This window comes from Georgenia sp. SUBG003 (assembly GCF_000715355.2).
Taxonomy (GTDB): Bacteria; Actinomycetota; Actinomycetes; order Actinomycetales; family Actinomycetaceae; genus Georgenia.
In genome coordinates this window covers 297,100-314,824 of the sequence record NZ_CP180204.1, presented here as the reverse complement: position 1 = coordinate 314,824, position 17,725 = coordinate 297,100, and the positions used below count along the sequence as shown (strand labels likewise).

The window sequence follows — 17,725 nt, the reverse complement described above, 5'->3', positions numbered from 1 at the left end:
CTCCATGACGAGGACGGACGCCAGCGCCACCCGCTGCTGCTGCCCGCCCGAGAGCTGGAACGGGTGACGGTCGCGCAGGTCCCCGATCCGGGCGCGCTCGAGCGCGTCCTCCACCCGTGCCCGGATCTGGACCGGCGGGACCCCGAGGTTGCCCAGCCCGAAGGCCAGCTCGTTGTAGACGTTGTCGGTGATGCCGCTCATCTGGGTGAACGGGTTCTGGAAGACGTACCCGACGGTGCGGGCGAGCTCGTCCTCGTCCGCGGTGGGCACGTCCTGGCCGGCCACGCGGACGCTCCCGGACAGCTCGCCCTTGTAGAAGTGCGGGACGAATCCGCGGATCGCGTGGCACAGCGTCGTCTTGCCGGCGCCGTTGGGGCCGATCACCGCGCACAGGGTGCCGCGCGGCACCGTGAGCGAGACCCCGCGCAGCGTCGGCTCGTCCGTGCCCGGATAGGTGTACGTGAGGTCCGTGACCTCGACGGCGGCGCTCACAGCACCCACAGCAGGATCCTTCCGGCGACGGCGATCGCGAGCAGCGCCCACAGCAGCGCCCGCAGGGTCCGGTCCCCGCGCGTGTCGGCGACGGCGTAGAGGGAGGTCCGCGCGCCCGGCAGGGTGAACCCGCGCGACTGGAGCGCGAGCGCCTTCTCCTCCACGGACAGGATGGAGCTGAGCATGAGCGGCACGAGCGTGGGCAGGAAGGCGCGCGTGCGCACGAACCAGTTGGCGTCCGTCTCCACGCCGCGGGCGCGCTGGGCGTCCAGGATGGCGTGCATCTGCTTGCGCATCTCGGGGATGAGGTTGAGCGCGGCGACGACGACGTAGGTCGCCTTCGGCGGCACCCGCCGTCGCTCCAGCTCGAGCATGACCCGTCGACGGGTGCTGAGCTGGACGGCCAGCACCAGCGGCGTGCCGGCCCCGAGGATGCGGGCGGCGAAGGTCACCCCCCCGCTCGACGCCCTCGAGGGTGACGTCGAGGATCCAGGCGCTCGCCAGCACCGTGGGGCCGCCGATGAAGAGGCCCTGCAGCGCGACGATGACGACGCTGAGCAGCAGCACCGTGGAGGCCCAGGCCTGGAGGAACTGCCCGAGCCGGCCGGCCGCCGCGGCGATGGCGAAGGAGGCGAGCACGACTGCCGCGACCGACCACCACCCGAAGAGCTGGGAGCCGACCGCGAGGACGAGCCCGAGCACGGCGATCGTCGTCGGGTTGAGGTTCCGGACCCGGTTCGGCTCGGTGACGAGGTCGACGCCCGGCGGGAGGGCGGCGGGCGCCGGGGGGCTGCCCGCCGTCACGACACGGTGCTCGCGGCGCCGCGGGTCTTCCTCTTGCGGGCCTCGACGAAGATCTCGCCGTTCGGGAAGCGCAGCAGCGCGCGGTTCGAGAGCGAGCGCACCACGAGGGTGGCGATGCCCACGGAGAGGAACTTGTCGACGAGCTCCGCGGGGGGTGTGCGAGGCGACGATCGCCCAGAAGAGCGGCAGGTCGGAGTAGTCGTTGATGGCGCCGGTCAGGATCGAGACTCCCGAGGTGGTGAAGCCGCCGTACAGGTAGTAGCTCAGGAGCACGGAGACCGTCACGGAGATGACCGTGACGATGAGCGCGCTGACGGCGGCACGCCCCCACGTGACGAACATGCGCCGGCGGGCGAGCCACCCGACGAGGAAGCCCATCGCGGCGGCGAGGACCGACCACGGCGCCATCGTCGGGTCGCCGAGGGAGAGCAGCAGGACGCTCAGCGCTCCGGTGACCAGGCCGATCCACGGGCCCGCGAGCATGGCGACGAGGAACGTGCCGATCGAGTCGAGGAAGATCCACAGCTGGAGGGTCTTGGCCAGCTGGCCGCCGACGACGTTGATGGCCACCGCCACCGGGATCAGCAGGATGGCCATGAGCGTGAAGTCACGCCTGATCGATGCCATGTCCGAGCTCCTTCGTCCGGCCCGCGGACGAGCCCGCGGGCAACCCCCGGCTCTCGCACCTGAGGGTGCCACAGGGTCCCGCGGGACGGGCCCGGTTCGCAAGCAGGCGCGGCGGCCCGTCACCGGATCGAGACCGGTGACGGACCGGAGGTCGGCTACGCCGTCGTCCCCACCTTCGCCGCGGCGGCGACGGACGCCCTGAGCACGGACTCGATGAGCTCGTCCACCCACTGCAGCAGGGCGGCGTCGCGCAGCGGCTTCCCGCCCAGCTTCGCCGTCATCGGGAAGGGCACGAGGATCGCGCGCACCGCCGGCTTGAGCACGGTGCCCGGGTACAGCCGCTTGAGCCGCAGCTCGGCGGACTCGGGCAGCTCGACCGGGGCGAAGCGCACGTACCTCCCCTGCGCGGTGATGTCGGCGAGCCCCACCGAGCGGGCCTTCTCCCGCAGGGCGGAGACCGCGAAGAGGCGCTCGACCGGCTCGGGCACCGGCCCGTAGCGATCCACCAGCTCCTCGCGCACCGCCTGGATCGACGCCTCGTCGCCCGCCGCGGCGATCTTGGCGTAGGCCTCCAGCCGCAGGCGCTCGTGGGCGATGTAGTCGTGCGGGACGTGCGCGTCGATCGGGAGCTCGACCTTGACGTCGGCCTTCTCGGTCTCCTTCTCGCCGCGGAACTCGGCGACGGCGTCGGACACCATGCGGACGTACAGGTCGAAGCCCACCCCGGCGATGTGCCCGGACTGCTCCCCGCCCAGCAGGTTGCCGGCGCCGCGGATCTCCAGGTCCTTCATGGCCACCTGGATGCCGGCACCGAGGTCGGTGTGCGCCGCGATGGTGGCGAGCCGGTCGTGCGCGGTCTCGGTGAGCGGCTTCTCGGAGGGGTAGAAGAAGTACGCGTAGGCCCGCTCGCGCCCGCGGCCCACGCGCCCGCGCAGCTGGTGGAGCTGCGAGAGGCCGAGCTGGTCGGCCCGCTCCACCACGAGGGTGTTGGCGTTGGAGATGTCCAGGCCGGTCTCGACGATCGTGGTGCACACGAGGACGTCGAACTCCTTGTTCCAGAAGTCCTGGATGACCTTCTCCAGCTGGTGCTCGCCCATCTTCCCGTGGGCGACGGCGACGCGGGCCTCCGGCACGAGCTCGGACAGGTGCGCCGCGGCCTTGTTGATGGAGGAGACGCGGTTGTGCACGTAGAAGACCTGCCCCTCGCGCAGCAGCTCGCGCCGGATGGCCGCGGCCACCTGCTTCTCCTCGTAGGCGCCCACGAAGGTCAGGACGGGGGTGCCGCTCCTCGGGCGGGGTGGCGAGGGTAGACATCTCGCGGATGCCGGTGATCGCCATCTCGAGGGTGCGCGGGATCGGGGTGGCCGACATCGCCAGGACGTCGACGTTGGTGCGCAGCTGCTTGAGCGTCTCCTTGTGCTCGACGCCGAAGCGCTGCTCCTCGTCGATGATGACCAGGCCGAGGTCCTTGAACTTCACCTCGCCGGTCAGCAGGCGGTGGGTGCCGATCACGACGTCGATCGTGCCCGCGCGCACGCCCTCCTTGACCGCGGTCGCCTCGGCGTCGGACTGGAAGCGCGAGAGCGCCCGGACGGTGACCGGGAAGCCGGCGTAGCGCTCGGAGAAGGTGTCGAGGTGCTGCTGGACGAGCAGCGTCGTCGGGACGAGCACGGCGACCTGCTTGCCGTCCTGGACGGCCTTGAACGCCGCGCGCACCGCGATCTCGGTCTTGCCGTAGCCGACGTCGCCGCTGACGAGGCGGTCCATCGGGTACGGCTTCTGCATGTCCGCCTTGACCTCCTCGATCGTGACCACCTGGTCGGGGGGTCTCGATGTAGGGGAAGGCGTCCTCGAGCTCGCGCTGCCAGGGGGTGTCCTGCCCGAACGCGTGACCCTGGGTGGACATGCGGGCGGCGTAGAGGCGGATGAGCTCGGCGGCGATCTTCTTGACCGCCTTCTTCGCCGAGGCCTTCGTCTTCGCCCAGTCCGCGCCGCCCATCTTGCTCAGGGTCGGGGCCTCGCCGCCGGTGTACTTCGTGACCTGGTCGAGGGAGTCGGTGGGCACGAACAGCCGGTCCCCGGGCTGGCCGCGCTTGGAGGAGGCGTACTCGATGACGAGGTACTCGCGGGTGGTCGCGTCGGCGCCGGCGCGACCGTGCGCTGGACGAGCTCGACGAACCGCCCCACGCCGTGCTGCTCGTGGACCACGTGGTCGCCGGCGCGCAGCGCGAGGGGGTCGACGACGTTGCGCCGCTTGGACGGCATGCGCCGCATGTCCCGGGTCGAGGTGCCGGCGCGGCCGGTGATGTCGGCCTCGGCGACGAGGGCGAGCTTGAGGCCGGGGGGCGACGAAGCTGCGTCCCGACGCGGCGGTGGTCACGAGGACCACGGACGCCGGCGGTTCCTCGGGGACGTTCTCGACGAGGCGGGCGGGCACGTCGCCGGCGGCGAGCTGCTCGCTCATGCGGCGGGCGGGGCCGGGCCCCTCCGTGGTGAGGACGAGGTGCCAGCCCTGGTGGACGAGGTCGGCGAGGTCCTTGAGCGCGCGCTCGACGTCGCCGTTGTAGCGCTCGACGTCGCGGGCCCCGACGGCGAGCGCGGAGCGCTTCGGCCTCGAGCGGCGCGAGGCGCTGTGGTCCGCGGGCGTGCTGGCCGGGGAGCACGGCCGCCGGCACACCGGGGGACGACGGCGGAGCGGCAGGGTGGCCGCCGGCGGTGCTCCCGGGGGTGGCGCCAGCCTGGCGGGTGGGCGAGGCCCGGCGGCAGCCGGCCGGGGCCCCTCGACAGCCGGCCGGGGCCCGGCGGCGGGGCGCCCGGCCCTGGGGGCGTGGCCGGTGTCCGGCGGTACCCGGAAGGTCGCGGTGCGCGAGGAGGTGCCGGCCGAGGACGTCTGGTTCCAGCCGCCGCTTCCGTTCACCGCCGTCGGGGTCGAGGCGCCGGCACTGCCTGAGATGGGCAGGGTGGAGACCGCCGTCGCCGACGTGTGGGCCACCGGTGTCTCGCCGGACTCCTTCCCCACCCAGTTCCGCCGGGCCGACCTCGCGGCGGGCGGAGTGCTCACCGTGGCCGAGCTGGCGGACCGGGAGCCGGGGGAGCGGCTGCGGGTCGGCGGGGTGGTCACGCACCGCCAGCGCCCGGGCACCGCCGCGGGGGTGACGTTCCTGTCGCTGGAGGACGAGACCGGCCTGCTCAACGTGGTGTGCTCGGCTGGCCTGTGGGCGCGGTACCGCCTGGTGGCCCGCACCAGCGCCGCGCTCGTGGTGCGCGGGACCCTCGAGCGGGCCGACGGCGTGACGAACCTCGTCGCCGACAGGATCGAGCCGCTGAGCCTGATGGTGCCCTCCACCTCGCGGGACTTCCGGTAGTGGCGCGCGCGTCGGGCGCCGGCGTCGTCGGGCGCCGGCGTCGTCGAGCGCTGGCCGCCGGCACAGGCGTCGGTGCGGCGACGGGCGGTACCTGGGCCCGGCGAAGCCGGCAGGTCTCGGCCAGCGAAACCTGACAGGTCTCGGCCACGCAGATCGGCATCTCGGGCGATTCGCGCGTCTCGGACAGATCGGATCCGGCCGGGTCTTCCCCAGAGCGGTATCGGGTGGCTAACGTCCTGCCACCGGCAACGATGCCGTACCCCCTGAGGAGGTCCCCCGTGACCGAGCCGATGCCGTGGGCCGCCGACGCGGCCTGCGCCACCACCCCGCCCGACACCCTCTTCGTGCGTGGCGCCGCCCAGCGCAGCGCCCGCGAGCTCTGCTTCACGTGCCCCGTCCGCACGGCCTGCCTCGTCGAGGCGCTGGAGACCCGGACGGAGTTCGGCGTGTGGGGCGGAATGACCGAGCGCGAACGTCGCGCCCTGCACCGTCGCCATCCCGAGGTCACCGACTGGGCGGCCTGGCTCGCCGAGCACGGCCATGAGATCGAGACGCCGTCCCTCAGATCGGCGAGAACGCGGGCGGCCCGCGCGGTCGCCGGCTGACGAGCCCGCCCGGGAGACCGGCCCGACAGCCGACGTCTGGTGCACGGGGAAAGCCGCGAGATGGCCGCCACCACCGAGCTGTGGCGAACAGGAGCCACCGACCTGGCCGGGCTCATCCGGTCCGGCCAGGTCTCGGTCGTGGACGTCGTCGAGGCTCACCTCCGCCGGATCGAGCAGGTCAACCCGGCGGTCAACGCCGTCGTCCACGTCATGGCCGAGGAGGCGCTCGACAGCGCCAGGGAGGCCGACCGTGCCGTGGCCGCAGGTGCAGAGCTGCCGCCGCTCCATGGTGTCCCGTTCACCGTCAAGGAGATGATCGACGTCGTCGGCACGCCCACGACGCAGGGTCTGAGGGCGCTGACGCACGCGTACCCCACCCGCGACGCGCCCGCTGTCGAGCGGCTGCGGGCCGCCGGCGCCATCCCGATCGCCCGCACCAACATGCCGAGCGGCGCGGTGCGGTGGCACTGCGAGAGCGAGCTGTGGGGCGCCACCCTCAACCCCTGGGACCGCACCCGGACGCCGGGTGCGTCCAGCGCCGGCGAGGCGGTCGCCGTCGCGACGGGCATGAGCCCGTTGGGGCTGGGCACCGACGGCCTGGGGTCGCTGCGCCACCCCGCGCAGTGCTGCGGGGTCGCCGCCCTGAAACCGACGCTGGGCCGAGTCCCCATGGCCAGCTCCGTCCAGGGCGGCGAGATGACGACGATCGGCACGCAACTCGTCGGCGTGACCGGCCCGCTGGCGCGGCATGTCGCCGACGTGCGGGCAGCGTTCGAGGTCGTGGCCGGACCGACGTGGCGGGACCCGTGGAGCGTCCCCGTCCCGCTCGTGGGGCCGGCGCCCCCGCAGGCCGCTGCGCGCCGCCTTGGTCGTCGACCCGGGAGCCCGGGGCACCGCAGAGCAGGTGCAGGCCGGCGTGCTGAGGGCGGCGGAGGCGCTGCGCGACGCCGGCTACGTCCTCGACGAGGTCGAGCCGCCGGGGATCGAGGATGCGGCGAACGCGCTGCTGGTCATGCTGAGCACTCCGGGCACCCGCATCGGGTACCAGCAGCTGATGGCGCCGTTGGCCCCCGCGCCGGTGCGCCGGTTCATGGCGGACTTCTTCGAGGCGGCCGGCACCCCGGACGCGGTCGCGGCCGAGCAGGCCTTCATGACCCGGGACGCGGTCCTGCGGCGGTGGGGAGACTTCCAGGAGACCCGTCCGCTGATCCTCGCGCCGGTCGCCACGGAGCCTCCGGGGCTCGCCGGGACCGACCTCGACGACGGCCAGGTGGCCGAGACCATCCGCACGATGCGCATGACCATGGCCGTCAACGCCCTCGGCCTGCCAGCCGTCGCGCTGCCGGTCGGGGTCGAGAACGGACTGCCGCAGGCGGTGCAGGTGATCGGACCGCGCTACCGGGAGGACCTGTGCCTCGACGCGGCGGCAGCGATCGAGGACCGGCTCGGTGTCCTCACCCCGATCGACCCCAGGTAGGGGTGTGCCGCCATGCCGGTCAGACGGTTGAGCGCCGAGGACGAGCTGATGCTGCGGCTGGATGCGCTGTGGCCGCAGGACATCGGGGTGATCGGGATCCTCGACGGCGAGGCGCTGCTGGATCCCGACGGGTCCTTGCGCATCGAGGCGCTCCGCGAGGAGATCGGCGCCAGGCTCGAGCGTGCTCCCCGGTTCCGTCAGGTCGTGCGCAGCCCAGGCCGGCTGCGCGGCGGACCCATCTGGGTCGACGCCCCGGCGGTCGACCTGGGCCACCACGTCGGCGTCCGCCCGCTCCCGGAAGGCAGCGGCGACACTCAGCTCCTCGACGCGGTGCAGACCCTGCGCCGTCGCCGTCTCGACCCGTCGCGGCCGCTGTGGGAGATGTGGTTCCTCCCAGGCCTGGACGGGGGCCGCGTCGGATACTTCGTCAGGTGGCAGCATGCCGTCGCCGACGGCCGGGCCGCGACGACCCTGCTGGCTGCCTTCCTCGAGCCGGAGCCGGACGCGGTCCGTGCTGAGCCTGCTCAGTGGGCACCGGCACCGTGGCCGAGTGACCACGAGCTCGTGCTGGACCACCTGCGGCACCGCGCGCGGCGGCTGGCCGCGATGCTGCACGTCCTCGCTCGTCCCTGCACCACTGTCCGCCGTGTCCGCGACGCCGTCCCCATGCTGCGCGAGACGCTGACACAGAAGCCAGGACCGGAGACGAGCCTGAACCGGCTGGTCGGCCTCGACAGGCGCTTCGCGCTGATCCGGACCCGCCTCCGAGATGTCGGCCAGATCGCCGACCACCACGGTGCGACCGTCAATGACGTGCTCCTGGCGCTCACGGCCGCCGGCTTACGAGCGCTTCTCTCGTCCCGGGGCGAGTTGGTCCCGGGCGTCAGCGTTCCGGTCTACGTCCCGGTCTCGCTGCGGTCCGCTGCACGTGGGCCGGTCGAGGGGAATCTCATCAGCCAGATGGTCGTCAACGTCCCTCTCGACGTGGATCCGGCAGGCCGGCTGAGGCGAATCGCCGCTGGCGCGGCGCGCCGGAAGCGGGTGAGCAGGCCCTCGCTCGGAGCCCTGTTCCGCAGCCGGACCGTCAGCCGGCTGATGCTGCGCGCGATCAACGGTCAGCGGGTCAACGTGGAGACCGGGAACGTTCGCGGCCCGAGCAGCTCGCAGTACCTCGTCGGCGCGCAACTGCTGGAGGTCTTCCCGGTTCTCAACCTGGTCGGGCGGGTGGGGCTGGGCGTCGGCGCGGTGTCGTACGCCGGAGCGTTCGACGTCGCCATCACCGCCGACCGGGACACCTATCCCGACCTCGACGTCTTCATCGCCGGCGCTCGCAACGAGCTGGACGCCCTCGCCGCGTCGCTTCACCAGCGGCGTGAACCGCCGGATGTGGACGGTTCCGCGGCGTCAGAGTCCGGTTGAGTCCGTGGTGACCGACCTCAGCTGGGCGCTGCCGGTGCAGGACGTCGACCGTCGCCCTGCAGCGTTTCGTCGAGATGCGCGCGCGGATCGGGAATACCTCGCCCGCGGTCGGGGGAGGCCTCGCCCGCCGGTCGGGGGAGGCTCGCACGCAGGTCGGGCACGTCTCGCCCGAGGGTCACAAGTGAACTCGGATCGCGGATCAGAAGGGAATCTCCTCCGGGTCCGGCCACGAATGCGGCGCCAGCTGCACGAGAGTCCCGTCCGCCTCCCTGACGTACCGGTGCCCGGACGGTGCCGTCCAGACGTACACGCCCTCCAGCCGGGTCTCGATACGGAACCCGCCTGCGGTCTTCACGTCGTGGTCCGGGTCGCACAGCGGCTCCAGGTTCCAGGAGGCGGTGGCTCCGCCCAGCGCCCAGGCGAGCCCGTGATCGAGCTGGCAGCTGGCCGCGGGCACGGAGCAACCGGGACGGATGCACGTGCGGTCCCGCTCGCGGACGTACCGGGCCATCTCGGCGGGCGGACGGTACGACGTTCGGCCGACATCGTGGACGACGCCGGTGATCGGGTCGGTGACGATGCGCCTCCACGTGCCGCCGAGGGCGAACAGCCGGGCAACGGCAGGTGTCACTGGTCCGATGCCGCCGAGCTCGGCGACCTCCGCGGTGGATTCCTCCAGAGCTGCGTACAGGTCCGGCGCTTCCGAGGGTGGTGGCGGAGCCGGCGGTGGATGGGACGGCCCAGGGCCGGCGGGCCGATCGGGTGGCCGGGAGTGCTCGTGCCCGTCGGGCGGCCGGGTATCTGGACGACCTTCGGGCGGCCTGGAGCTCCGGTCACCTTCGTGCGTCCCGCGACCGGGTGCCGGCTTGAGCGAGCACCCGACTTCCTCCAGGTCGTCCACCGGGACGAGTGAGGCCAGGTCCTCGTCGGCGATGCGCGGCTCGAGGTTGTCGTCCGGGATGAGCAGCGATGCCGGAACGGTGACGTTGATCTTGATCCGGTCCGACAGGCGGAACGGATACAGCGTTTGACCGGTGCGGGTGTCCGGGTGGCCGCCCTGCGTCACCGTCCTCGGGATCGACTTCGTGAACGCTGACCCCTCCGTCGGAGGTTGGCCGATCCAGCCGGTGCCCAGCGCGTGGTGCGCCATGGCGGCCGAGGCGTCGAACCTTAGCTGGTCGGTCGTCCGCCCGTCGCCGCCGGCCCGGGCGGCGGTCGCGGCCGCCTGCAGGGCGACGTCGAACGCCACGACGTCCTGGGCCGGACCGACGATCGTCATGGACGCCTGCCCCTCCGGAAGCGGTCGCGGGCGGGTGACGTGCCGCTTCTCGCTCGCGCGTCGGTGCCGGAGCTCGGCATCGTGCGAGTCGACGCCTATCAGCGCCCGGCTGAGGTCCTGCACCAGCTGCCGGTGGGTGCGCTGCCCCGCCTTCGGCAGCACCTCGGCCTGGACCTGCCACGCGACCGCGTCCGGGTACCCGGACAGAGTCGTGACGATGGTCGTGGCCTTGCGAAGGTCGATCTCTCCACGCTCGAGGGCCTCGGCTGTCTCGGCGAGCGCCCCCGTGAAGGCGTCACCGACGGCGATCAGGTTGGACGCCTCACCCCTCGTGATGGTCAGCCGCATGGCGAGCTCGGCGGCCGCGAACGGGACGGTGCGCCTGCCCACCGGCAACTCGATCGTGCCGCTCATCGACACCTTGCCGGCGAGCATGGCCGCCGTGCGGGCCGCACCTGCGGCGGCGTAAGCCTCGAGACGCTTGAAAGCAGCGACGACTTCCACGGCCGTGAACTCGTCGACCTCGATGGCGGGGAGCTCCTCGAGCAGCTGGCTCAAGGCGCTGCTCGGCCGGAGGCTGCGAAGGAGCCAGGCGGGGAGGTGCCGCGCGTCGTCGTCCTCGTCCTCCGCCTCGGGTCCGAGAAGCGCGGCGCGGAGCACGGCTGTCAGGGCACCGTCATGCCTGGAGCCGTCACGCTGCCCGTTCTCTCCGTAGAGCTCGTCCTCGGTGGCCCCGTCGGGCCAGTCAAGATCCTCCGGGCACTGGGCGACAGCGATGCGCTCCGCATGCTTCCGCAGTTTCGTGACCAGTTCTTGGGCGTGCCGCTCGCACCGGAAGCCGGTCGCACAGGTGGGACACGACGTCTCTTCGCGGCTGGTGTCCGGCGGTCTCTCCGTCATGATCCAAACATACGTTCGACCACTGACATCGGGCGTGGGAGTAGAGAAACGCCCCGGCAGATGGGGAAGACCAGCGAAGAGCTGGGCGGGGCCAGCGAAGAGCCGGGGAGACGAGCGAAGAGCCGGGCAGGGCCAGCGAAGAGCCGGGCAGGGCGGGCCGCTGCTACCGTGCGGCCATGAGCCGACCGCCTGGTGACGCCAAGCAGGGTGACGGAAAGCCACGCGACGAGGACATGAGGGTCGTGGTGATGTGCATCCTCGCGCTCGCGGCCACCGCGTTCCTTCTGTACGTCACGCGCTGACGGTCCACGCACCCGGGCGGTCGTCGGCTACGGGGTCGGTCCCTCGGAGTCTCCGGTCGACGTGCTCGTCGGGCGCCTCGGTGACTGGACGGGTGGTCGCCTGACGAACGGACGGTGCACCGGCACGGGCTGAACCCGCGCCGGGTGAGCCGGCACCCGTAGGGCAGTGGATCGTTCGCCGGGCGCCTTCTGAGCCGGCACTTCGGACACCGCGTCACCGGACACCGCGTCACCGGACACCGCGTCCCCGGACGCCGCACCCTCGGACGCGAGCCCCCCGGACCGCTCGCCCGCGGCGCGTCCATCTGCGACGGGGCGCTCGTCGTCCGAGCCACGACCGCCCCCACCGATTCCCACGCCGCCTCGGGCCGGCACCGTCGGCATCTCCTCCATGGGCGGCTCGACGGTCCGTATCGCCGAGTACACGGCCCAGGTCACTGCGAGGACAGGGATCGCGATGATGGCGCCGAGCAGGCCGCCGAGGAACGTACCGGCGGTCACGCCGAGGGCGACGACCACCGGGTGCAGCGACACCTGCTTGCCCATCACCAGCGGCTCGAGGATGTGGCCCTCGATCTGCCCGATGAGCGCGACGCCGATGGTCACGATGATCGCGTCGATGAACCCGTTCGCGGCCAGGGCCACCACGGCGGCGATGATCATGGCGGCCGGGGCGCCGATGAGCGGGATGAAGGCACCGATGAAGACGAGCACCGACAGAGGAGCGGCGAGAGGCACGCCCACGATCGACAGCAGGATGAACGCCATGACGCCGTCGGCCAGGGCCACGATCATCGTGCCCCGCGCGTAGCCGGAGAACGTGTACCAGCCGGCCGTCGCGGCCACATGGGTGCGCTCGCGGTTCCTGGCGGGCAGCTGGTTGAGGAACCAGCGCCACATGTAGCCGCCGCGGGCGAGGAAGAAGATCGTCAGGAACAGGCTCAGCGCCAGCACGGTGAAGACCAGCGCCACGGCGCCGGCGTTGCTGAGCACCTGGCCGGCGAGGTCTCCGGCGTTCTGCTGCACGTAGGTCGTCGCCTGCGCGACCGCCCGGTTGATGGCGTCGTTGATCTCGGCCTGGGTGAAGTGGAACGGCAGCGGGCCGGTCTCGAAGAACTGCAGGATCGTGTCGATGCCGTCGGAGAACCGGTTCGCCAGGCTCTCCCACTGCCCGGCCACCGACGAGATCACGTACGTGAACAGGCCTGCGACGACGAGGAACGAGCCGAGCAGCGCCAGCACCGTCGCCAGCCCCCGGGGCACGTACCTCGCCAGCCAGGTGACCATCGGGTCCAGCACCGAGGTCACCACGAGCGAGATGAATACGGCGATGAAGACGATCTGGATCCGGCTCGTCGCGAAGACCGCCATGCCCACGACGATGACGATGCCGATGAACAGCCACGCGATCGTGCCGTACTTGCGGATCCAGCGGGGAACGCCGTCGGCCGGGGCATCTGCGTGCGCCGCACGCTCCGGCATCCGCCGCACGCTCACGCGGGCGGCGTGCGAGGGCCGGAAGGCGCGGGCGGGGGGTGCCGTCGCCGACGGGCCCGGACGGTACGCCGGCGCCCGCACCGGGGGGCCGCGGGCCCGAGCGCCGCCTGGGAGATCACCTGGTCGACCGAGGTCGGGGACGTGGTCCGGACGCGACGCTGCACGCGCCTGCCCACCTGCCGGCTCACCTGACCCAGCAGCTTCCGCGGACCGCGCCTGTCGTTCATCGACTTCAGTCTGCCCCAATGAGGCAGGTCACACCGCCAGGCGCGACCACATCCTGGCCTGCGCGAGCTCCTCCGCAGCGGCTGCGCGGTCGCCCTGCTCGGCGGCGCGCCACAGCGCCGACTCCACCGTGCGTGCCAGCGCCCACGCCGCGACGCGTGACGGGTCCAGCCCGGCGGCCGCGCACACGATCCGCGACCGCGCCCGCAGGGCCCCGGTGACGCTCTCCTCCCGGAACGGCTCGCCCACCTGCGACAGCAGCGGCCCACGGGTCGAACGCCGGGTCGCCGACCATCGGCTTCGGGTCGATCGCGACCCACGTGCGGGGCCCCCGGTCGAGTCGTCGGCCAGCAGGTTGCCGGGATTGAAGTCGCCATGAAGGACGACGGCGGAGCCGGCCGTGGCGGGCAGCTCCTCCAGCAGGGCGGCCGCCTCGGCGACCAGGCCGGGGTCGGCGTCCAGGGCCCGGCCGAAGCGCTGGGCGCGCTCGCGCACGAGGTTCGCGAGCCGCTCGGCGGACGCCGTGAGAGGGGCGAGGCCGTCGGCCGACGGCGGACCATCGTCTCCCGGCACCGTGCCCGCGCGCGCAGACGCGGTGCCCGGCGCCGACGGCGCAGCCGCGTGCAGCAGCCCGAGCAGTTCTCCGGCGACGGCGAGCCGGTCCTCGACGCGGCGCTCGAGCAGGTCCCGGTCCTCCTCCAGCCCGTGCCCGGGCCGGACCCGGCGCAGCAGGAGCGTCCAGGTGCCGGGGTCGTGGTCGAGCAGCTCCGGCCCGCCGCGCCCGGACCAGAGCCGCAGCGCCGTCGCCTCCCCGGCGGCCTCCTCGTGCGGGAAGACGATCCTGACCACGGCGTCGTCCCCGTCCCGGCGCTCAGCCGCCGGGCCTGCTCCTGCACCACGACGGGGCCGACGGTCCCGGACACGACCCAGGTGCGGCCGCTGAGGTCGCGGTCCGCGACGGCGTCGACCACTCCCGCGAGCTGCTCACCGGTGGCCACCATGACGAGGACGACGGCGGCATCGGGTGCTCGGTCGATCCGGTCGACGACGTCGAGCCCGGTGACCACCGCCCGCCGGGCCGGGGCCGGCTCGACGCCGACCACCTCCAGCCCGGCGGCGCGGATGTTGCGTGCCATCGGCAGGCCCATCGCACCCAGCCCGACGACGACCGCGTCAACTGCGAAGGTCACGCGGCGCCCCGGATCTCGGTGACCCACTCGGAGACCTGCTCGGGGAGCCCGTCGATGATCGGCTGGACCTGCTCGACCCACTCCTCGCGGTTCTCCAGCTCGACGAAGGTCATGCCCTCCTCCTCGAGCGTCGCGCGGTACTCCTCCAGGTTGGTGACGGTGCGCTCGGTGTACGTCTTGCCGACCTCGTCCGCCGCCGAGCGGATGATCTCCTGGTCCTCCTCGGAGAACTCGGCCAGGGCGTCGCCCCACGCGAGGAAGTGGTAGTTGGCGTACATGTGCTCCGTGAGGGTGACGTGCGACTGCACCTCGTACAGGGCGTTGAACGCCGCCACGTCGAGCGGGTTCTCCTGGCCGTCGATGACGCCCTGCTCGAGCGCGGAGTAGACCTCGTCCCACGGCATGGCCTCGGCGCGCGCGCCGAGCGTCTGCCACGTCTCGACCATCGTCTGGGTCGAGGGGGTCCGGATGGTCAGACCCTCGAGGTCCTCCAGCGACGTGACCTCGCTGTTGGTCGTGAGGTTCCGGGAGCCGCGGAACATGTTCCCCAGGAGCTCGAAGCCGGTCTCCTCGGTGATGGCGCCCTTGATCTCCTCGCCGAGCTCGCCGTCCCACACCTCGAAGAACTGCTCGTCGGACTCGTACAGGAACGGGGCCGTCTCGACGGAGGCGAGCTCGGTGTAGGACTCGAGGGAGAGGATCGACTCGATCACGAGGTCGGTGGTGCCGAGCTGGAGGCCCTCGATCATCTGCTCCCAGGAGCCGAGGGTGGAGTTTGCGTGGATCTCCACGGTGATCCGGCCGTCCGTCTCCTCCTCGATGATCTTCTTGATCTCCTCGGAGGCGAGCTGGCGCGGGTCGGTCTCCGAGCCGGCGTGGCCGAGCACGAGGGTGCGCTCGCCGCCCGTCTCGTCACCTCCCGCCTCGCTGTTGGCGGAGGAGCAGGCGGCGAGGGTGAGCGCGGCGGTACCGAGCATGGCGACGCTGGCAAGGGACTTCCGGGACATTCTCATGTTGGACACTCCATCGTGGGTTTCGGGACGGTGCCGGGGCGGACAGCCCCGGCGAGGGGGGGAGGTGCCGGGGCGGACAGCCCCGGCGAGGGGGGAGCTAGAACGCCACGCTCGGCAGCCAGGTGCTGAGGGCCGGGACGAACGTGAGCAGCAGCAGGACCAGGACTCCGGCGAGCAGGAACGGGGCGATGCCCCTGACGGCCTTGAAGATGTCGACCTTCGCGATCTCGGCCGCCAGCATGAGGTTGAGGCCGACCGGCGGGGTCACCAGGCCGAGGCCCATGTTGACGACGATGACCACGCCGAGGTGCAGCGGGTCGATCCCGAGCGCCGTCGCCACCGGGTAGAGGATCGGGACGAGGATGATGATCGCGGCGTTCGCCTCGATGAACATGCCGACGACCAGCAGCAGCACGTTGATGAGCAGCAGGATGACGACGGGGTTCTCGGAGAGCCCGAGAAGGCCGTCGGCGATCGCCTGCGGCACGCGGCCCGACGTCAGGGCCCACGAGTAGAGCTGCGCGGCGGACATCACGAGCAGGATCAGCCCGATCAGGCCGACCGAGTCCTTCATCGCCTCGAGCACCTTCTTCGGCGTGAGCTCGCGGTACACGAACGCGCCGACCAGCACCGAGTACGCGACCGCCATGGCCGCCGCCTCGGTCGGGGTGAAGATGCCGCCGCGGATCCCGACCAGGATGAGGACCGGCAGCATGAGGGCGGGAACGGCAGAGACCACCGCCGGCCAGAACGCGGGGATCTGGTCCCTGGGGGTCCGGCCGATCTCCTTGGGGTCCGTCACCGCCGCGGCCTCGGCGTCGAAGCCGCTGCGCCGCACCGTCACGTACACGGTGATCATCAGGGCCGCCATGTAGATGGCCGCCGGGATGATGCCCGCGAAGAAGAGCTGCCCGATGGACGTCCCCGTGACGACGCCGTACAGGATCAGCGTGATCGACGGCGGGAGGATGGGCGCGATGATGGCCGAGGCGGCGGTCACGCCCGCCGCGTAGGCCGCGGTGTAGTTCCGCTCCTTCATCGCCGGGATGAGGATGCGGCCGAGGGAGGAGACGTCGGCGACGGAGGAGCCGGACAGTCCGCCGAAGAAGACGGAGGCCAGGATGTTGGTCTGCGCGAGCCCGCCGGTGAGGCGCCCGACGATGGCGTCCGCCAGCCCGAGGAGGCGCTTGGAGATGCCGCCGACGTTCATGATCCCGCCCGCGAGGACGAACAGCGGCACCGCGAGCAAGGGGTACGGCGTGATGCCGGCGACCACGCGCTGGGCACCGATGGAGAGGTTGTTGTCGGTGATGAGCGCGAGCGTCAGCATGGACGCGGCGGCGAGGGCAAAACCGATCGGTATCCGGGACAGGACGCCGGCGCCGAACGAGCCCAGGAGCAATCCACCCATGTCGTTCTCCTTCCTGGGTCAGACGGTCTGCAAGGCCGGGTCGACCTCGACGGAGGCCGGGGCGACGAAACGCCGCACGGTGACCTCGAGCTGGAACACAAAACTCAGTGCGAAACTCACGGGCACGGCGACCATCTGCCAGCCGGACGAGATGCCGAGGCTGGGCAGCTGACGCCGGAACGAGGTCTCGAGCATCTCGATGCCGAACACGACGAGGGCGCCGCAGACCGCCAGGACCGCTGCCGAGGCGACGACGAACACGACCTTCTGCACCGTCTCGTTACGACCCCGCCAGATGTCGACGAGCATGTGCCGGCCACCTCGCACACCGACGGGGATGGCGAGGAGGGCGGTCCAGACGAACGCCGTCTGGGCGAGCTCGGGCGCCCACGCCGTCGACGACGAGGTCACGTAGCGCGCGAACACCTGCCACACGACCGTCAGGACGACGACGCTCAGCGCGAGGACGGCACCGGCCATGACGACCTTCTCCAGCCCGTCCAGGGCCACCTTCACGGCGCGCCACGGCGCTGCGATCTCGTCCTTGGCGGGCTCGCGCGGCTCGTCCCGCTCGAGCGGAGCCACCGCCTCGTTCTTCTGGTGGGTCACTATTTCATCCATTCCTGGCCGCACGGACTGGCCGACCGGGCGGTCAGCAGCCCTCGTAGTCGTTGAGGACGGCCACCTTCTGGGCGGACGCGGAGGCGGTGTCGAAGGTGTAGCCGACCCACTCGGCGACCAGCCGCCTGGCGAGCTCGAGCCCGACGACGCGCTGCCCCATCGTCAGCACGTGCGCGTCGTTGGAGAGGATGGAGCGCTCGACCGAGAAGGAGTCGTGGGCGGTGACGGCGCGGATGCCCTTGACCTTGTTGGCGGCGATCGCGACGCCGAGGCCGGTCCCGCAGAACAGCACGGCACGGTCCGCCTCACCGGCGGCGATCTTCTCGCCCGCCGCGGTCCCGACCAGCGGGTACGGGCGGTCGAAGTCGTCCGATCCGCGGTTCACGCCGATGTCGATGACCTCGTCGACACGGGGGTCGGCCTCGAGATCGGCCTTGACGGTCTCCTTGTAGTCGACGCCGGCCTCGTCGGCCCCGACGATGATGCGCAGTCCCATAT

14 protein-coding genes and 4 pseudogenes are annotated in these 17,725 nt (G+C 72.1%); 6 read left to right on the top strand and 12 right to left on the bottom strand.

The window, feature by feature from the left end; all coding sequences use genetic code 11:
• Positions 1 to 27: 27 nt before the first annotated feature.
• From DA06_RS01325 to mfd, 4 genes and pseudogenes are all read right to left on the bottom strand, one after another.
• Positions 28 to 369 (bottom strand): annotated as a pseudogene (locus tag DA06_RS01325) (ATP-binding cassette domain-containing protein); the annotation flags it as partial.
• A gap of 119 nt (positions 370 to 488) precedes the next feature.
• Complete coding sequence (locus tag DA06_RS01320; protein ID WP_052436218.1) at positions 489 to 944, bottom strand: energy-coupling factor transporter transmembrane component T; 456 nt, start codon at positions 942 to 944, stop codon at positions 489 to 491.
• 348 nt (positions 945 to 1,292) lie between these two features.
• The gene (locus DA06_RS01315; RefSeq protein WP_418606733.1) at positions 1,293 to 1,418 is read right to left on the bottom strand and encodes a hypothetical protein; all 126 of its coding nucleotides are present in this window, start codon (positions 1,416 to 1,418) and stop codon (positions 1,293 to 1,295) included.
• Between the two features lie 660 nt (positions 1,419 to 2,078).
• Positions 2,079 to 4,519, bottom strand: a pseudogene (gene mfd, locus DA06_RS01310) (transcription-repair coupling factor); the annotation flags it as partial.
• 238 nt (positions 4,520 to 4,757) lie between these two features.
• Between mfd and DA06_RS01305 the strand changes: the two are divergent.
• From DA06_RS01305 to DA06_RS01285, 5 genes and pseudogenes are all read left to right on the top strand, one after another.
• Positions 4,758 to 5,288, top strand: a complete 531-nt coding sequence (locus tag DA06_RS01305) for an OB-fold nucleic acid binding domain-containing protein (protein ID WP_418606732.1) — start codon at positions 4,758 to 4,760, stop codon at positions 5,286 to 5,288.
• Positions 5,289 to 5,578: 290 nt separating this feature from the next.
• A complete protein-coding gene (locus tag DA06_RS01300; protein ID WP_043496754.1) occupies positions 5,579 to 5,893 on the top strand; it encodes a WhiB family transcriptional regulator in 315 nt (104 codons plus the stop codon).
• A 60-nt stretch (positions 5,894 to 5,953) separates the two neighbouring features.
• Positions 5,954 to 6,667 (top strand): annotated as a pseudogene (locus DA06_RS01295) (amidase); the annotation flags it as partial.
• Positions 6,642 to 7,370 (top strand): amidase family protein, encoded by a 729-nt coding sequence (locus tag DA06_RS01290; RefSeq protein ID WP_418606731.1) that lies wholly within the window; start codon positions 6,642 to 6,644, stop codon positions 7,368 to 7,370. The pseudogene DA06_RS01295 and the gene DA06_RS01290, both read left to right, overlap by 26 nt.
• A gap of 12 nt (positions 7,371 to 7,382) precedes the next feature.
• Complete coding sequence (locus tag DA06_RS01285; RefSeq protein ID WP_052436217.1) at positions 7,383 to 8,789, top strand: wax ester/triacylglycerol synthase domain-containing protein; 1,407 nt, start codon at positions 7,383 to 7,385, stop codon at positions 8,787 to 8,789.
• A gap of 199 nt (positions 8,790 to 8,988) precedes the next feature.
• On the opposite strand, the gene DA06_RS01280 is transcribed toward DA06_RS01285, so the two are convergent.
• Entirely contained in the window at positions 8,989 to 10,728 is a 1,740-nt protein-coding gene (locus DA06_RS01280) for an HNH endonuclease signature motif containing protein (protein WP_052436216.1), read from the bottom strand.
• Between the two features lie 416 nt (positions 10,729 to 11,144).
• Here DA06_RS01280 and DA06_RS01275 point away from each other — a divergent pair, with 416 nt between their 5' ends.
• The gene (locus DA06_RS01275) at positions 11,145 to 11,270 is read left to right on the top strand and encodes a hypothetical protein (RefSeq protein ID WP_418606730.1); all 126 of its coding nucleotides are present in this window, start codon (positions 11,145 to 11,147) and stop codon (positions 11,268 to 11,270) included.
• A 27-nt stretch (positions 11,271 to 11,297) separates the two neighbouring features.
• Here the strand turns inward: DA06_RS01275 and DA06_RS01270 are convergent, their stop codons facing one another.
• The 7 genes and pseudogenes from DA06_RS01270 to DA06_RS01240 form a co-directional block, all read right to left on the bottom strand.
• Positions 11,298 to 12,767: an AI-2E family transporter gene (locus tag DA06_RS01270; protein ID WP_418606729.1), complete on the bottom strand. Its 1,470-nt coding sequence runs from the start codon at positions 12,765 to 12,767 to the stop codon at positions 11,298 to 11,300.
• A 255-nt stretch (positions 12,768 to 13,022) separates the two neighbouring features.
• Entirely contained in the window at positions 13,023 to 13,922 is a 900-nt protein-coding gene (locus tag DA06_RS01265; RefSeq protein ID WP_418608311.1) for a phosphotransferase, read from the bottom strand.
• Positions 13,871 to 14,182 (bottom strand): annotated as a pseudogene (locus tag DA06_RS01260) (NAD(P)-binding domain-containing protein); the annotation flags it as partial. The pseudogene DA06_RS01260 and the gene DA06_RS01265, both read right to left, overlap by 52 nt.
• Entirely contained in the window at positions 14,179 to 15,195 is a 1,017-nt protein-coding gene (locus DA06_RS01255; protein ID WP_418606728.1) for a DctP family TRAP transporter solute-binding subunit, read from the bottom strand. The gene DA06_RS01255 and the pseudogene DA06_RS01260, both read right to left, overlap by 4 nt.
• A 97-nt stretch (positions 15,196 to 15,292) precedes the next feature.
• Positions 15,293 to 16,606 (bottom strand): TRAP transporter large permease, encoded by a 1,314-nt coding sequence (locus DA06_RS01250; protein WP_043496740.1) that lies wholly within the window; start codon positions 16,604 to 16,606, stop codon positions 15,293 to 15,295.
• A gap of 18 nt (positions 16,607 to 16,624) precedes the next feature.
• Entirely contained in the window at positions 16,625 to 17,215 is a 591-nt protein-coding gene (locus tag DA06_RS01245; RefSeq protein ID WP_043496739.1) for a TRAP transporter small permease, read from the bottom strand.
• Positions 17,216 to 17,258: 43 nt separating this feature from the next.
• Entirely contained in the window at positions 17,259 to 17,723 is a 465-nt protein-coding gene (locus DA06_RS01240; RefSeq protein ID WP_043496738.1) for a ribose-5-phosphate isomerase, read from the bottom strand.
• Between the last annotated feature and the right edge of the window lie 2 nt (positions 17,724 to 17,725).

Coding starts and splice junctions, on each gene's coding strand:
- DA06_RS01275 (WP_418606730.1), top strand. CDS start 11,145: ATGAGCCGACCGCCTGGTGACGCCAAGCAGGGTGACGGAAAGCCACGC.
- DA06_RS01290 (WP_418606731.1), top strand. CDS start 6,642: ATGTCGCCGACGTGCGGGCAGCGTTCGAGGTCGTGGCCGGACCGACGT.
- DA06_RS01240 (WP_043496738.1), bottom strand. CDS start 17,723: ATGGGACTGCGCATCATCGTCGGGGCCGACGAGGCCGGCGTCGACTAC.
- DA06_RS01255 (WP_418606728.1), bottom strand. CDS start 15,195: ATGAGAATGTCCCGGAAGTCCCTTGCCAGCGTCGCCATGCTCGGTACC.
- DA06_RS01300 (WP_043496754.1), top strand. CDS start 5,579: ATGCCGTGGGCCGCCGACGCGGCCTGCGCCACCACCCCGCCCGACACC.
- DA06_RS01250 (WP_043496740.1), bottom strand. CDS start 16,606: ATGGGTGGATTGCTCCTGGGCTCGTTCGGCGCCGGCGTCCTGTCCCGG.
- DA06_RS01285 (WP_052436217.1), top strand. CDS start 7,383: ATGCCGGTCAGACGGTTGAGCGCCGAGGACGAGCTGATGCTGCGGCTG.